This is a genomic window from Lacinutrix sp. C3R15 (genome assembly GCF_018860825.1).
Taxonomy (GTDB): Bacteria; Bacteroidota; Bacteroidia; order Flavobacteriales; family Flavobacteriaceae; genus Oceanihabitans.
Genome location: NZ_JAHKPZ010000012.1, coordinates 317,289 through 334,039 on the forward strand (window position 1 = coordinate 317,289; position 16,751 = coordinate 334,039).

15 protein-coding genes are annotated in these 16,751 nt (G+C 31.4%); 3 read left to right on the forward strand and 12 right to left on the reverse strand.

Features of this window, described 5'->3' with window-relative positions; genetic code table 11:
- Positions 1-170 precede the first annotated feature (170 nt).
- The 5 genes from KO494_RS04365 to KO494_RS04385 all read right to left on the reverse strand — a co-directional run bounded on the left by KO494_RS04365 (position 171) and on the right by KO494_RS04385 (position 4,642).
- A complete protein-coding gene (locus KO494_RS04365) occupies positions 171-608 on the reverse strand; it encodes a hypothetical protein (protein ID WP_215966382.1) in 438 nt (145 codons plus the stop codon).
- Between the two features lie 225 nt (positions 609-833).
- Positions 834-1,265 carry a hypothetical protein gene (locus tag KO494_RS04370; RefSeq protein ID WP_215966383.1) on the reverse strand — a complete coding sequence of 144 codons (432 nt, stop codon included), beginning with the start codon at positions 1,263-1,265 and terminating at the stop codon, positions 834-836.
- 23 nt (positions 1,266-1,288) lie between these two features.
- Complete coding sequence (locus KO494_RS04375; RefSeq protein ID WP_215966384.1) at positions 1,289-1,972, reverse strand: putative metal-binding motif-containing protein; 684 nt, start codon at positions 1,970-1,972, stop codon at positions 1,289-1,291.
- Between the two features lie 4 nt (positions 1,973-1,976).
- On the reverse strand, positions 1,977-2,777 hold the full coding sequence (locus KO494_RS04380) for a prolipoprotein diacylglyceryl transferase (RefSeq protein WP_215966385.1): 801 nt from the start codon (positions 2,775-2,777) through the stop codon (positions 1,977-1,979).
- An 8-nt stretch (positions 2,778-2,785) separates the two neighbouring features.
- Positions 2,786-4,642 carry a T9SS type A sorting domain-containing protein gene (locus KO494_RS04385; protein ID WP_215966386.1) on the reverse strand — a complete coding sequence of 619 codons (1,857 nt, stop codon included), beginning with the start codon at positions 4,640-4,642 and terminating at the stop codon, positions 2,786-2,788.
- Between the two features lie 293 nt (positions 4,643-4,935).
- Between KO494_RS04385 and KO494_RS04390 the strand changes: the two genes are divergently transcribed.
- Positions 4,936-5,454: a hypothetical protein gene (locus KO494_RS04390; RefSeq protein ID WP_215966387.1), complete on the forward strand. Its 519-nt coding sequence runs from the start codon at positions 4,936-4,938 to the stop codon at positions 5,452-5,454.
- Positions 5,455-5,459: 5 nt separating this feature from the next.
- On the opposite strand, the gene KO494_RS04395 is transcribed toward KO494_RS04390, so the two are convergent.
- From KO494_RS04395 to KO494_RS04405, 3 genes are all read right to left on the reverse strand, one after another.
- Positions 5,460-6,371: a patatin family protein gene (locus KO494_RS04395; RefSeq protein ID WP_215966388.1), complete on the reverse strand. Its 912-nt coding sequence runs from the start codon at positions 6,369-6,371 to the stop codon at positions 5,460-5,462.
- Between the two features lie 10 nt (positions 6,372-6,381).
- A complete protein-coding gene (locus KO494_RS04400) occupies positions 6,382-8,364 on the reverse strand; it encodes a M1 family metallopeptidase (RefSeq protein ID WP_215966389.1) in 1,983 nt (660 codons plus the stop codon).
- An 83-nt stretch (positions 8,365-8,447) separates the two neighbouring features.
- Entirely contained in the window at positions 8,448-10,082 is a 1,635-nt protein-coding gene (locus KO494_RS04405) for a peptide-N-glycosidase F-related protein (RefSeq protein ID WP_215966390.1), read from the reverse strand.
- 152 nt (positions 10,083-10,234) lie between these two features.
- Here KO494_RS04405 and recG point away from each other — a divergent pair, with 152 nt between their 5' ends.
- The gene (gene recG, locus KO494_RS04410; RefSeq protein ID WP_215966391.1) at positions 10,235-12,337 is read left to right on the forward strand and encodes an ATP-dependent DNA helicase RecG; all 2,103 of its coding nucleotides are present in this window, start codon (positions 10,235-10,237) and stop codon (positions 12,335-12,337) included.
- On the opposite strand, the gene KO494_RS04415 is transcribed toward recG, so the two are convergent.
- Entirely contained in the window at positions 12,332-12,616 is a 285-nt protein-coding gene (locus KO494_RS04415) for a helix-turn-helix domain-containing protein (protein ID WP_215966589.1), read from the reverse strand. The genes recG and KO494_RS04415 overlap by 6 nt on opposite strands.
- Positions 12,617-12,773: 157 nt before the next feature.
- On the opposite strand from KO494_RS04415, the gene KO494_RS04420 reads away from it, so the two are divergent.
- A complete protein-coding gene (locus KO494_RS04420; RefSeq protein WP_215966392.1) occupies positions 12,774-13,286 on the forward strand; it encodes a VOC family protein in 513 nt (170 codons plus the stop codon).
- A gap of 96 nt (positions 13,287-13,382) precedes the next feature.
- Here KO494_RS04420 and KO494_RS04425 read toward each other — a convergent pair whose 3' ends face one another.
- The 3 genes from KO494_RS04425 to KO494_RS04435 form a co-directional block, all read right to left on the reverse strand.
- Positions 13,383-14,144, reverse strand: a complete 762-nt coding sequence (locus tag KO494_RS04425; protein ID WP_215966393.1) for an AraC family transcriptional regulator — start codon at positions 14,142-14,144, stop codon at positions 13,383-13,385.
- A 40-nt stretch (positions 14,145-14,184) separates the two neighbouring features.
- Positions 14,185-15,336 (reverse strand): MFS transporter, encoded by a 1,152-nt coding sequence (locus KO494_RS04430; protein WP_215966394.1) that lies wholly within the window; start codon positions 15,334-15,336, stop codon positions 14,185-14,187.
- A gap of 94 nt (positions 15,337-15,430) precedes the next feature.
- Positions 15,431-16,642, reverse strand: coding sequence for a TlpA disulfide reductase family protein (locus tag KO494_RS04435; protein ID WP_215966395.1), 1,212 nt, complete (start codon positions 16,640-16,642; stop codon positions 15,431-15,433).
- Positions 16,643-16,751 lie beyond the last annotated feature (109 nt).

The window sequence follows — 16,751 nt, forward strand, 5'->3', positions numbered from 1 at the left end:
ATGGAATTTTCTTTGTTTCAATAATTTATTTTTTAAATGTTTTACAAAAGTAATGGAATTAAAACTCTAATTAAATGATGCTTCAAAACAATTTCTATTCCTTATTTATTTGTAAAAACATGTAAATTCAATACAAACAATTAGAAATCTAGTTTTTTTAAATGTATTATTTATAAAACCTCATCTATTATTACACAAAATTCTACTTCAATACTACCATACACAACATCTAATCTCACCTCATCTCCTACTAACGTTCCTGCACGTTGACAGGTAACTGTAACTGCTTCTAATTCGGCGCCATCTATTGAAATCAAACCTGTTCCAATTTCATTTAAGTCTATAACATTGGTGGTAAAAAACAGTGTAGGAGAACTTGTGAATGATGCTATTTCTATTCCTGGCGCACCATAAGGCCCGTTACTTGCGTTAGGAAAATACTGTGTATTTAATTCAGATTCTGGTAATATAGTTTGATCATTGCTGCTAGTATCTAAATAAGAAAATCCTTGATAATCACAATTACTTTGGTTTGTGGCATTACCATCATCATTATTACAAGATGTAAAAAAAAGTAAGCTAATTATTAAAATTTTAAATAGTTTCATATTAATCTAGTATTAAACCAAAAATATCTTGGCAGTATTTACATTGGTGTTATTATCTTCATCGTCTATTTTAAAAAAGCATTAGCCGTTTCATAAAAGACATTAGTATAAACAAAACCGTCTGTTGGATTTGTTAGATCAAATTGTGCGTCATTATTGTTATCACAACTAGAAATTAAAACGGCAAGCAGCAGTAAAAGTATTTGTGTTTTTTCATAATTTATTTTAATGGTATAAATCAATTATCACACAATACTCTGCTTCTAACCCACTAGCTGTTATATCAAAACGCATTTCTTCACCTACAGCATTACCTGTACGCTGGCACGTAACGTTAACAGCATATATTGTTCCTCCTACACTTAATGTTCCTGGTCCTGATGCATTAGCTGTAACCGCTTTTGTGACAAACCAAAAATCTCCTGGGTCACTAGATTTATAAATTTCAACTTCAGGACCATTTGAAGATGTGTAGTAAAAATCTGTAATTAATTCTGATTCGCCAATTAATGTTTGTGTATTGTTTGCTGTGTCTAAAAAAGTAAAGCCAGCAAAATTACAATCGTCTTGATTGTCTGCGTTACCATCATCATTATCACAGTTAAATAAAACCAGAGATAAAACTAGTAGGCAAAGAGATTGGATCGTTGTTTTCATAATTATTAATTTATTTTTATTATTTAAAAAAGTTCATCTGTTATACCATCACAATCATCATCAACACCGTTTTCAACTTCTATTGCGTATGGGTACACCTCAGGATTAGCATCATTACAATCTAAATTATTATGAACACCTACTGCTGGTGGTGGTAATACACTACCAGCGCCATAACCATCTCCATCTTCATCTTTGTAATATTCTAGAATATCTGTATCTCCATCACAGTTATCATCTATATTATTACCAAGAATTTCATCTGCTTTAGGGTTTATCATAGCATTAGCATCATCACAATCTGCATTATTGTAAACCATACCATCTGGAGGAGTGTCTCCAAAATTCACCTCATAAACAGCACTTTCATTAAAATCTCCAAAGCCATCACCATCAACATCTTTATAAAAAGTTATCCCGAAAAGTCCGTTACAATTTTCATCAATATCATTATCAGGAACCTCTGTAGCTTCTGGGTGAATGGTTGCATCTGTATCATCGCAATCATTTGAATTATCTGCATATCCTGCAGGTTGCGGAGGAGCATGCCAATTTATATCTTCTATTGTACCATAGCCATCACCATCATTATCTAAATACCAACTTTGCCCATCAGGATCAGTACCTGTACATCCAGCTCCTATAAAAAATACTGCTATCAACAATAGCATTACTGGTAAAACTGTTTGTATTATATGCTTTTTCATAATATTAAGTATTAAGTATGTTTATATTAATTTGTTTATAAAATTTATAATAAAAATAGGACGAAATAGTAATTAAGCATAAGCCTATAAATTGAGAATGCGATACTATATTTTCCACTACAAAACCTCTATCGTCTCCTCTAAAGAGTTCTAAAACACCTCTACCAAAAGCATATAGTATTAAATAGACCAAGAAAACCTGCCCATTGAATTGTTTACGTTTTTTAAATATTAGTAACAATAACATTATTACTAGTAATAGTGCCACCTCATACAATTGTGTTGGATGTACCGAAACACCATGTGTCGTTGGAAAAACCAATCCTATACTACGATCTGTTGGAGCCCCAAAACAACATCCTGCACAAAAGCACCCAAACCTACCTATAGCGTGTACAATAGTAGTTGTAATCGCCAAAATATCTAACATAGGTAAAACAGAAATTTGATACTTTTTTAGATACCAAATTACATATGGAATAATCACCACAAAAGAACCATAAAACACAAAACCTCCAGAAAAATTATTATACATTAAACTTGGGTTTTGTATATATAGCATCGGATCTTGCAAATAGTAAAACAATTTTCCTCCAATAAAACCAGCAATAAAAATTGAATAGAAAAAAGTATTAGAAAGATTTGTAATCCCTAATTCTTTTTTAGCACGCCACTTTGTATAAAGAGCTGCAATTAAAGTACCCAATGCTATTAATGCAGCATAAGAATAGACTGTAATTTGCTTTACACCAAAAAGGCTTTCTAAGAAATTAGATAACTGGAATTTAAATAGTTCGGGGTACATCTATTGTTTTATTGCTTTATAATTTTTTTAGTAAAAACACCTTCCTTCGTTATTACCTGTAAAAAGTATAAACCGTTAGATAGATTGTAAGTGTTTAATATATTCTCTCCAGTTTGCAGTTGTCCTTTTTTAATTAGTTGACCATTTACAGAAACTATACTATAATCTGCTGCTGCTTCTATAGAAACAGTTAATTTATTTTTTGTAGGATTAGGATAAACAGAAAACAAACTTTTGTTTGCATCTATTTCATTTACAGAAAGCGTAGCATCAATTTGTGTCGTTGCCGTGTTTGTTATAATTGGTAGATTATAATCGAAATAAATATCTGCTTTATTTGAAATAACATCGCCTACAACAAATGTACTTTTAGGTTTTATTCTATAAAAAACCCAACCATGGCTACCAGGCTCGTCTGATGTGCTATCTGCAAGATTAATTCCGTTAAAAACAAAATCAACTTCATTACCATTACTAATCACTGTATTATAATTATGACTTGCTGCTATTGGCTGAAAGGTTGTCCAATCTAAAAATGCATCTAAAGTATTTTCTACAGTTATATTAATTGCTGAAGCTGTTCCTGTATTTTGAAATCTAATAATTACTGCTAAATAATCGTCTGCTTGATTTTCAGAAATTAACGGACCTTCAAGAATCGTTATATCATTAGGGTCATAAGAACCAATAGTTATTTGATTAAAAGTATAGCTATTGTTTGTTGGTGTACTATCTCCTGCTATTGGTGTAATAGAAGTTGTATAAGTTAAAGTATCTCCATTATTTACAGTTGGTGGCGTTACTATATTAAAATTAACATCTATAGTTCTTGTTTCAAAAGGAGCTAGACTAGCATAATTCCAACTTAAAGAACTTATAGTTGTTGCATCTGGTATTGTAGATGCATTTAAATAGGTAACACTTGAATTGTCATAAGTTAAATCTACTATTCCACTTAAGGTTGTAGTACCATAATTTGTATATCTTATTTGGTAAGATGTATCAAAACCTGGTCTTGCTTGTGTTGTAGGTATTACACTAACAATTAAATCGTTTGCAACAGTATTTGGTGTAATACAAAAGTCTTGATTAGAGAAACTATTAACTCCTACACTAACTACATTTGTATAACTTACAGGACTTGCATCATAAACAGCATAGTTGGTTTGAGTAACAAAGTTTCCTGTTATGTTTTGGGTTTCCACCACAAACGCTCCATTAGCATCTGTAAACGTATTAAAACTCGTATTAGAGTTAGTTTCATTTACCTGAATAGGATAATTCTCTACAGTTGCAGTAGATGTAGCACAACCATCATTATTAACATCTAAAGTTACTGTACCACTAAAAGTATTCGCTATGATTTCTCTAAAACCAACATTGTCTACTATAAATTCTTGTTCTGGACCATATTGACCTTCAAACTCAATATAATAGATTCCGCTAGTAGCGACAGTAAAGTTTTGAGAATTACAAGTGTATAGATAATCAACTGTTTGGCAGGTTCCTAAACCAATGTTTGCAACAGTATTAGCGTTAATATCTTTTAAAAAAGTATCTGTAAATCCTCCCAATTGAAATTCTCCCACCATCATATCATAACCTACATTTCTATAGTCTGTATACAACTGATAGGTTTTACCTGCCTCTAAATAAAATTGAGGAGAAGCAAGTATAAAATCTCTAGTATAAATTCCTGAAATATTAAAATACATTTCACCACTGTATGAAGCAATAGTTATATCTGTTCCTGTAACACTCCAACCAGAAGTATCTGTATTAAAACCTCCATTTGGAATTAATACTGTTTGTGCTTGTGTTACACCTACAATAAACATAGTAAGTAATAGTAGTGTTTTTTTCATAACTCTTAAATTTTAAATAAGTTTCGTTTTTATTGGGTTCTATTTCTATATTCAAAAACGACAGGAAATGCTACCCTTTAAAAAAAAATCGCCAGCAAAAAGGCTGTTATTTTACTGACGATTAATATGTAATGATTAATAGCAAGCGCAAATTAACCTGTAATACAATGCCTACATATACAGATTCAAGGAATAGAAGTTTTGATTTAACGAAAAGACTGTTTCATTCAACCAACAGATAATTTGTGCCATTATAAAAAACAACTTATGTTTGTATTAGTTATTTTTAAATTATGGAACAACAACTTTTAAATCTGTTAATGTATATCATTCCTGCTATAGTAACAGGAGCCATTGCTTACTTGTTTTTTAGAGAACATATAGAAAACGAAAACAACCGAAGAACCTTTTTAATGCACAAAGAATTGCAAAAAGAAGCTTTACCGTTACGTTTACAAGCATATGAAAGAATGGTTTTGTTTTTAGAACGTATTACTCCTTCTAAATTACTTTTAAGAGTACAACCCGCTTCAACTAAAAAAGAAGATTATGAAGCTTTACTAATAGCTTCTATAGAACAAGAGTTTGACCATAATTTAGCACAACAAATATATGTTTCTGACGAATGCTGGAGTGTTATTAACGCGTCAAAGAATGCTACAATTCAACTTATACGCAAAGCTGCTTTATTAGAAAAAACAGATTCTGCTAATAAGCTTCGTGAAGTAGTTTTAGGCGAAATGATGGAAGGACATGCTCCTAGTCACGCTGGACTATCCTACATAAGAAATGAAGTAAATAAACTCATGTAACCGCATTAATATTTTACAGCTACAACACTAGCATCTTTACCATGCTTAGTTTCTGCATACAAAAAACCTTCTAGCCACCAAGCTGTCATTAATTTTTTACTAAAAATCAAAGAGTTTTCAGTAAGTTTTGTTGGTGTAAAATATAAATTAAGCTTTACATTTCTATGCTTTGCTGCTAGTTTGCCAATTGCAATATCGCTTTTCTCTACTTGATCTAGCAAATGACCAAACAAATTTATCATTAAAGAAAAAGGGTTCTTACCAAGTACTTTATTGTATTCTAAATTCTCACTTTCTAAAATAATAGCATCTACTTCTGTGGCGCCACGCATAATAGCTTCTCTTATTGGCACCACACAACCAAAAGCTCCATCTGCATACTCAAAACCATCTACTTTTGCTAAAGACATAAACGGGATATAATTACAAGATATCCAGATCCAATTACAAAACTCTTCGTAATTAAAATCTTTAATAGACTTATACTCTACTCTATTTTTAGAAAGATTAGAAACCGTAACCACAACATCTTTTCCGCTTGCTTTAAGCGTATTAAATTCTTCTTCAAGAAAATTTCGTTTAATATGCCTTTTTAAACTTTTACTCTCACCAAAAGTTCTTTTCCTTTTTACAAATTGCCATATCGAGTTTATATAATTAATAGAAACAAACTCTCTACCATCTTTTTTATGCTGTATAAAAGGATTTACACTAAAAATATTATGCTGACTCACATTAGTAAACATATCATACAGTTTACCAATATCATGTAATGCCAAATGCGGAACCAATAAACTACCTGTAGAAGTACCTAAATACATATCATACTCGCGTTTTTCGTGCTCTATTAAATATTGTGCTACGCCTCCCGCAAAAGCGCCTTTACTTCCTCCTCCAGATATTACTAATGCTCGCATAAATATATAATTAGTTGGTTGTTTTTAGGTTTTCTTTATTTCTTTCAAAAAAAGCTCTTGCAAACTTTTTTAAACGCCAATTATGGTGCTGTTCTGCTTCTTTATAGTGATTTACAATTTCTTGGTTTATTATCCCTAAAGAATCTAAGAATGTAAATGCCTGCATTCTTATTTCAAAATTAAATACTGGTGAAGTAAATGCTATCAGCTCATTTAAATACCCCTTTTTTTGGTTTACAGCATAATCTGGAGTTGCCAAAGCTAATGTTAACCAAAGCAATCTAACATTTTTATCAGGAAGACCTATACTATCTTTTGTTTTATCTAAATACAAACTTCTATCTTCCAGAAAGTTAACCCAAAGATTATACAGCGCTGCTTCTACTGTTAAATAGGATTTATCTTCTAAAAGTGATTCATAATCCTGTTTTAAGGCAAAAGGAATAGTAGACATATTTTGAGCAATGGCTTGCCTAACCTTTATACTATTTTTAAATACTTCTCGAGTAATTTTATCTGGTACTTGCGAAATGATTTTACTTTTTGCTTGGTCTGAAATACTAGCAGTTAAATAATAATCACACTTAGCGTTCGCTGCCTCACAATCTACCATTAAATACTCTGTAATAAACGCTGATCGTTGTTGTAATGAAGCAAGTACTTCTTCATAATAAAAAGTTTTATCCAGAAGCCATTTAGCTACAAAGTCACTTAAATCTTGATTACTTGCCTGCTCTACTTCTTTTATAAAATTAGAAGTTTCTACATTTTTAAATGCATATTTTTTTAAATAGTTTTTTACTGCTTCTTTAAAAGCTACATCACCAACTTTTTCATGTAACATATGCAAAACTACTGCTCCTTTTTTATAAAAAGTAGTACTACTTGCCTTTGCATTCATGAGCGCTGTACTTTCTCCTACACGATCTTGAGCTGCTAATTCTTCTATATACTCATAGAGTCTCCAATAGTAATAATCATCACCAAAAACGTGTTTTTCGGCAAGCAAAGCATAATAAGTTGCAAAACCTTCTTGCAACCAGTGGTGCGTGCCTGAAGTTTCAGTAACCAAGTCGCCAAACCATTGATGTGCCAATTCATGTGCATTAACATTTACGTAGTTTTTATCTACAAATGCTGTTTCGTCTATCATAAAAGCATCACTAAAAATGGTACAACTTGTATTTTCCATTCCTGCATATAAAAAATCATGCACAGGAACTTGCTTATAGTTTTGCCAAGAGTAAGAAACACCTATTTCTTCTTCTAAAAAATCAAACATAGTTTTTGTATACTTATATGTTGGTGCAACTTTAAGCGAATCTTCTGGATAGTAATACATTTTTAAAGGAATACCACTTTTTGAAACTTCTATCTTTTCATCATATTTACCAACAACAACAGCTGCAAGATAGCTAGCCATAGGTTTTTGCATATCATATTTCCAGAGTGTATATGCTTCCGTTTTGTTTTTTAAAACTAATTTTCCGTTAGAAATTACTTCATAATCTGTTGGAGCTGCAAAAGTAAGATCAAACTCTATTTTATCATTCATATCATCAATACTTGGCAACCAATTACTGGTGTATTTCCCTTGACCTTGTGTCCAAATTTGATTTCTAGCTTCATTTTCCCATCCAACAAAATACATGGCTTTTTTAGGCGAAGCAAAAAACAAAAACTGTAGTTTATTATCTTGAGAAGGTTTGAATGTATTAAAGATAATTAATTTATCGCCATCATTTTTATAAGTTACTTCTTTTCCGTTTAAGGAAACATTTTTAAACTTCATATTTACAGCATCTAAATAAATAGAATCTGTTTTTTTTAAGATATCAAAAGTAATTTCAAAAGAATCATAGACAGTAGAGTCTATTCTAATCTGATTAAAAAACACTACAGCATCTAGTCTCTTAAAATCTACAATATCTGTTTGTTGTGCCTTTGCAGCAACACATAAAAAAGTAAACAAAAAAAGGTATATAATTTTCATAAATAGATTTAAACACTAATTATACAAAATAAAAAAGCACATTAATTAAATTAATGTGCTTTTTTTTAATTTAAACAATACAACTAATCTACAATAGTAGCTGCTGTTATTTCGGTATTACTCTTAACAATAACATAGGTTGAAGTTGCATAATATGCTTCTCCATTACTCATATCGTTTTCCCAATCTTCATAATCGTATTCAAAATTAAAGGTACTTCCTGCCATAGAACTATCAAATAAATCTACTCTTGTTGGCACTGCCATACCAGGACACCAACCTGCTCTATCTTGCGTCCAGTTACCAGGGCTTTGATCACTAACAGGGTTTGAAGCACAACCTAGTGGTTCTAAACTGTGCACAAACGTATTTGCACCATTAATTTTAATATCATGTGTTCTATAACACCATTCTGCACATGGTCTGCCATCAGAATCATTTGGTCCTGCATGGCCCCAACCTGAAATTACAGTTCTTAAATGAGTGCTTTCGGCATTAGCCGGAACAGTAATTTGTTTGTCTAAATCTGCATCGTGCTCTACACCGTATGGCACTGCATTAATAGAACTACCATGGTAACCTAGAACTTCAGAAACCGCATAATAAGGATAATCTGGAGTTCCTTCTATATAATCAAATTCAACAGTAATCAAATCTGCCTTCGATGTCCAGTTTTCAATAAATATTCTCAATTCTATTGTTCCTGTCAATAATGATTTAAAATCAGTTACATCAAATTCTAAACCTCGTTCTAACTGCTGCGTTCCTGTCCAATACGGAGTTACATATCTTCCCAATTCAAACCAAGTATCGGTAGCTTGATCTTTAACTTTAACATTTGCAAATCTATCCCAATCATCACATCCAGTTGTAGGGCAATCAATTTGTACAAACATTTTAATTTGCTCAATATTACTTAAATCAGTATGTAAGTCGAATGATTGTGATAAAAACCTAGTATAACCTCCTCCATTTGCTAAACCTTGTTGGTCAAACGTTACATAGTTATGAGTAAGAGCTAATCCGTTACCATATAAATTCACTTCAGTATCTTCTGATTCTGCACTAGATAAAGTTAATGTTTCTGCAACATCACCAGTAGCACTCGGTGAAAAACGCACATATATAGTAGTATCTTCATTAGCATTATCTGCCAATATAGTAACAGACGATAAAAAAGTTACATTGTCTAAAGACACCTCAAAATCTGTACTACTAGTGGTAGCCGTAACATCACTTTCTATATGATCCCCATTAACAAGAATACTTTGCACCTCTGAGTATTGTTCTATATTAACATCTTCAAAATAAAGATTGGTAATATTAGAAGTAATAACAGGATCTATACTAACACCTCTACCAGACAAGGGTATGGTTTTAGTAGTGGCACCCGAACTTTCCATAGTTAAAGTTCCCGAAACAGCACCTACCGAATTTTCTAAAGGAGAAAAACGTACATACACAGAAACATTACCAGCACTAGCATCACTTGCAGCAATCTCTATTTGATCGCCAAAATCTGAATCATTAAGCGAAACTTCAAAATTTGTAGAAACATCAATTATAATACTATTTGACAAATTTGTACCTTTAACCTCTATAATTTGAGAACTAGAATAACTTAAAACATTAATTGACCCAAAATCGCTAATTGTACCTGTATCAACTATTTGAGGTTTAGATGCACCAGAATCATCATCGCTATTACACTTAATCATTAAAAAAACAACCAAAATGCTACATAACATTCGGGAAAACCTAAACAAATAATTTTTTCTCATTTTTTAATTTAATTTGAATTTATTCGCGCAAATTAACCAAAAAGAGCTCAATAATTCAATAAAAAACGGATTTTAATAATAATAATTTAATGGCCATTAATCTTCAAACTCCTATTGATTATCTTAAAGGTGTTGGACCAAATCGTGCAGATCTACTTCGCAAGGAACTGGGTATTCATACCTATCAGGATCTTCTTAATTTATTTCCTAATCGATATATAGACAGAACGCAGTATTACAAGATAAATCAATTACAGCGTAACAATGCAGATGTACAGGTTATTGGTAAGATTATTAAGTTTGAAGAAATTGCTCAAAAACGAGGAAAAAGACTAGTAGCAACTTTTAAAGACGAAACAGGAACCATGGAACTGGTTTGGTTTAGAGGCCAAAAATGGATTAGAGAAAGCCTAAAACTTAACACAAGCTATGTTATTTTTGGAAAAGCCAATTGGTTTAATGGTAAGTTTAATATGCCGCATCCAGATATAGAGCTACAAAAAGAGCATGAGCAAAATTTACGCTCTGCCATGCAAGCGATATATCCTTCTACCGAAAAGCTATCCAATAAAGGAATTACAAATCGTGTGATGACCAAAATCATGCAACAATTATTTTTAGAAAGTAAAGGGAAATTTATAGAAACTTTACCCGAAAATTTACGTGCTGAATTAAAATTAATTTCAAAACCTGAAGCTATTTTTAATGTGCATTTTCCTAAGACTCCAGAGCTACTTTCTAAAGCACAATTTAGACTCAAATTTGAAGAATTATTTTACATACAATTACAGCTAATCTTAAAAAATTTAATTCATAAATCAAAAATAAAAGGGTTTCCTTTTCCTGTTGTTGGTGACTATTTTAATTCCTTTTTTAAAGACCATTTACCCTTTGAATTAACCAACGCACAAAAACGTGTTTTAAAAGAAATTCGTCATGATTTAGGTAGTAATGCACAAATGAACCGCCTTTTACAAGGAGATGTTGGTTCTGGCAAAACAATAGTAGCACTAATGTCAATGTTAATAGCACTTGACAACGGTTTTCAAGCCTGCTTAATGGCACCAACTGCAATTTTGTCAGTACAGCATTATAACGGATTATTAGAACTATGTAACAGCTTGAATATCAATATAAAACTACTAACAGGATCAAGTAATACTTTAGAAAGAAAAATTATTCACGAAGAGCTTGAAAACGGTAAATTACAGATACTTATTGGTACACATGCACTACTTGAAGACAAAGTGAAATTTAAAAATTTAGGACTCGCAATTATAGATGAGCAGCATAGATTTGGAGTAGCACAAAGAAGTAAATTGTGGAAAAAGAACACCTCACCTCCACACATTTTAGTAATGACTGCTACACCAATTCCTCGTACTTTAGCAATGTCTGTTTATGGCGATTTAGACATCTCTATAATTGATGAATTACCAGCAGGAAGAAAGGCTATAAAAACGGTTCATAGATATGATGCAAATAGACTAAAAGTTTTTAAATTTATTCGTGATGAAATTGCCAAAGGAAGACAGGTATATATTGTATATCCATTAATTCAAGAAAGCGAAAAAATGGATTATAAAGATTTAATGGATGGTTATGCAAGTATTGAAAGAGACTTTCCAAAACCAGAATATCAAATCTCTATTGTACATGGTAAAATGAAACCTGCTGATAAAGATTATGAAATGCAACGTTTTATTAAAGGCGAAACGCAAATCATGGTTGCAACTACAGTAATTGAAGTTGGTGTTAATGTACCAAATGCTTCTGTTATGATTATTGAAAGCGCAGAACGCTTTGGCTTAGCACAACTACACCAATTAAGAGGTCGTGTTGGTCGTGGATCTGAACAAAGCTACTGCATACTCATGACAGGACACAAGCTTTCTAGCGATAGTAAAACCAGACTAGAAACCATGACAAAAACCAGTGATGGCTTTGAGATTGCTGAAGTAGACTTACGTTTACGTGGTCCTGGAGATATTATGGGAACCCAACAAAGCGGTATTTTAAACCTTAAGATAGCAGATATTATTAAAGACAATGATATTTTGCAATTAGCACGTTATCATGCCAAGCAAGTACTTAGTAAAGATCCCTCTTTAGGTGCTTTAGAAAATGAAAGTATTTTAAACACTTACAGACAAATGAGTAAGTTTAGAAATATATGGAATTACATTTCATAATTTACTAGCGTTAACATCTTCTAATCCCCATTTATCAAGACTTCTTAGCACGTTTTCTAGAGACTCTCCTCGTTTACTTAATTTATACTCCACCTTAGGTGGCACAACAGGATATACTTTTCGTGTGATTAATCCGTCTTTTTCTAACTCACGAACAGTCTGTGTAAACATTTTATTTGAAATTCCTGGAATGTGTTTTTGCAGCACTCCAGAACGCAAAGCTCCTTCTAAAAGATGAAACAAAATCAATGGCTTCCATTTTGTTCCTATTAAATTCATGGTATAATGTAACGGACAATCAATTTCTTTATTCAAAACTAAAATTTTATATACTTAATAATCAGCAACTTACTCCTTTAGGTAACTATACTACTTTTTAGTAAGTTATTGCCTAACAAGCAAATATAGATTAATTTTGTTATCTAAATTAAAAACTATGACAAAGAATAAAGATTACCCAAAATCCTTTTCACATATCGGAATTACAGTTCCAGATATTAAAAAAGCTGTTGAATTTTATTCAGAAGTAATGGGCTGGTATGTAATAATGAAACCTTCTACTGTTAAAAAAGAAAAAGAAACAGCCATAGGCCAAATGTGTATTGATGTTTTTGGAAACGACTGGGAAACCTTTGAAATTGCGCATTTAGCAACTTCTGATGGTGTTGGTGTCGAGTTGTTTTCTTTTCCTCACGGAATTAAAGAAGCGCCAGAATTCAATCCTTTTAACACTGGTCTTTTTCATTTTTGTGTTCAAGATCCAAACATTGAAGATTTAATTGACAAAATTGTAGCCTATGGCGGAAAACAAAGAATGCCAATTAGAGAATACTACCCAGAAGACAAACCATTTAAAATGTGCTACGTAGAAGACCCTTTTGGGATTGTTTTTGAAATATACACGCACAGTTATGAGCTAACTTACTCTTCTGGCGCATATGCTAAATAAAAATTCACAAGGTTTATAACACCTTAAAAGGATGTGCGTTTAAAAAAACATACATCCTTTTTTTAGTTTATACCTAGATTTTAGAAAAAACCCTTACTAGTTTTGTAACTTAAAAACAGAAGGGCTTACTCCTACATTTTTTTTAAAGAATCTTGAAAAGCTACTCAAGGAATCAAAACCCAATTGAAAAGCTAATTCTTTGGTAGTTATTTCTCCTTTAACAAGACTTCGTTTTGCTTCGGTAATTTGCCGTTGTTGAATAATCTGCTTAGCAGTAAGATTTAACTTTTCTTTTAAAATCTGATTTAACCGCTTACTACTAATTCCTATTTCTGATGCGTAATAACTAGTATTTGTTTCTCTTAAAAAAGTAGCTTCCATGAGCTCTAAAAACTGAAACACTCGCTTTTGATTTAAATCTTGTTTTAAAAAGCTATCATTTTGATAACGAATTAAATGAAGCAACATTACCTTAAGTAAAGATTTAAACATAATATAAGATGCTTTTTCATTACATAGCTCTTCTTGTAGAAATAAAATAAATTGCTCTATACGCTGTACTTGTTGCTTATTATTAATATGAAATTGTGGGTATTTATTAAATAAAGAAAATACATCTAAAGCATATTCTATATCATCCTCTTCAATAAGATCACGCTCAAAATTTATTAAAACACCTTGATTGTCATTAAATACCTTAGCATTAAAAACTTCGTTTAACGGTTTAAAATAAACAACTAATGTGTTACTTGAATTACGCTCAAAATAGATACCCATAGAATTATTAGAAAGCATTTGGGTGCTCTTATCAAACGTCTCAATAATCTGAATTTTGGTATTCCAATTGTATTTATGCATTTACAACATTTAATGAGTTTTCATCAAATGTAAGAAGAAATTATTCAAATTTAGTTTTAGACAATTGTTGAAACATATAATACACAACAACAGAAATAACAACAGCAAAAACAGCACTAACACCATAAACCGCTTGATAATTATCAGATACATACTGTATAAAAGTAGATAAAAATTGTCCGCCAAAAATTCCCATAGAAAGCAAACTTAAGTTTTTACCTTGATTTTGTTCGTTACTTACCTCAATCATCATATGACTTAATAACGGAATAGTAAAACCAAAGCCAATACCAATAAAAATAGCTGCTAATACCAAAAACACTATGCTTGAAGTTGTTGCTAACACCAAATAACCAAACATAAAAAACAGAAAACCTAAAGCTACTGTTTTACCATCTCCCAATATTTTTACCATTTTAGGCATTTGACTTGCAACAATAATGGTGATTAATGAAATAAAAGCCATTAAAAATCCGGTTTTAGACTCGGTAAAACCAAAAGATTCAGGCAAATACAAAGGCAAGGTTACAAAGCCAATAAAAAACAACATCATAGCCAATAAAGAAGCACAAAAAATAATTTTCACTTTAAATTTACTTGCTGCACTTGTTTTTATAAGAACATTTTTATCTTCCTTTTTAGGTGTTGCTTTTGGTAATGTTTTTACAACCAAGACTAAACACACTAAAGCAGTTAAATAAATATAAAAAGGATATTGCCAATGCATTTGACCAAGAATACCTCCTATTGCAAGAAAAAGAACACCTCCAAATTCAATAGACATGACTTGCCATGCTATCATTTTCATGCGTTTTTCTCCTGTAAATAGCGCAGCAATAAACCCTGTTACAGCTACTTGCACAGCAACGGTTGCTCCACCAAGTAAAAATCGGTCTAAAATTAAAATATAATCGTTAGTAATAAATGCACCCATAACACCTAAAACACCATAAGGCACTAAACCTAAACAAAGTACTTTAAAGTTTCCTAGAGTATTTATTAAGCGACCAATTAATGGTGCAAAAACCACAACACCTAAAGATGGTAGTGTAATTAGCCAACTTGGTGAAAGGTTAAAATTAGTGTGTTTTACAATTCCGGAAAGCGAAGGCGCTATTACTGTTCCTACCATAATAGTTAAACTACTAACCAATAAGATAGTGAAAATGGTAAAGTTTGTTATTTTGTTCATGCTGCAAAACTCACACTATTCTTGCAAAATAACTTTGTAATATTTCTAAATAAGTATACCTAAATGGAAATTTACAGTAAAATATTTAACACAACTATTCGTTTAACAAACCTTCAACAAATGTTTTAAAGTCCGTTTTAAATGTAATAAACTTTTCTCCTGTTGCAGGCCCATTAAAACCTGTATGTATTTTTCTAACTTTTCCTGTTTTATCTATAAAAATGGTAGTAGGATAGCTTAACACATGATTGAGCATTGGTAGTTTTTGTTGTGCTTCGGCTTTACTAGAAGAGCCTGTTTGCGCTAAAAGAATAGGATACTCTATACCTATTCGCTTTTTAAGTCTATTTATATTTTTAAAAGCATCGTCATTAGTTCTTACATATTCAAAAGCCAATGCTACAATCTCTAGACCTTTTTCTTTATTCGCTTTGTAGTATTCTGAAAAGTACTTGGTTTCATCTAAACAATTAGGACACCAGGTTCCCATAATTTGCACTAAAACTACTTTATCTTTAAAACGTGTATCTTCTAAAGAAACCATATTACCTGCTCCATCAGGAAATGAAAATGCAATTTTATCATATCCTTCTTTTAAAAAGGTTAAGCTATTTGCATCTGGTAATTCATAAGTGTCATTTCGTGTTGCAATAAAAGGCTCTTTCCAATGGTTTCCAGAATAAAAAGTACCTATCATGGTAGAGTCTGTTACTCTTGCTGTAAACAAAAAAGCATGTGCACCATCAAAAGTAGAAAGTTTCATTTGGTCGCCATCTACAACACCTTCCAGATATCTATAATCACCTGTTGTTGTTAAAAAAGTTCCTGTTACCTTGTTTCCTGTTTGCTTGAAGCTACCTTTAGCTATATACTTATCTTCTTTATTTTCTGGACTAAAAATAGTTTCCCAGTTTCCTGAGATTATACTTTCAGGATTTTTATTAGTTGTAAATCTTGTTTCTTCTTTAAATGCGGTAAAAGGAACTACTCTATTTAAATCGGTTTTAATAAAGTTTCCTACTAGTGCATTTTTACTATTTAGTTTTGCTACTAAATACCCTTGAAAAACTGGTGTTTTAATAAATACGGAGTCTTGTTTATAGGTGATTTCATCTACTTTAATAACTTCTTCTGCATTATAAATTTCTAAATGTGTTGCATTTAAAACCTTAAAAGTAAAGGGTAGTACCACAGAATCATTTATTTGTAACTCTGCTCTATAACTTCCCTTTTCTAAAGTAATGTCTTTTTTAGGGTTACAAGAAAAACAAAGCGCAATTAGTAATACTAAAATTAATTTATACATGTTGAATTTTAATTAGTTATTAAAAATTAAAGAAATATATAAGATACTACAAAACAACAACATTTTTAACCAAGTTAAAAAAACATTTCTTGTACGATGTAATATGATT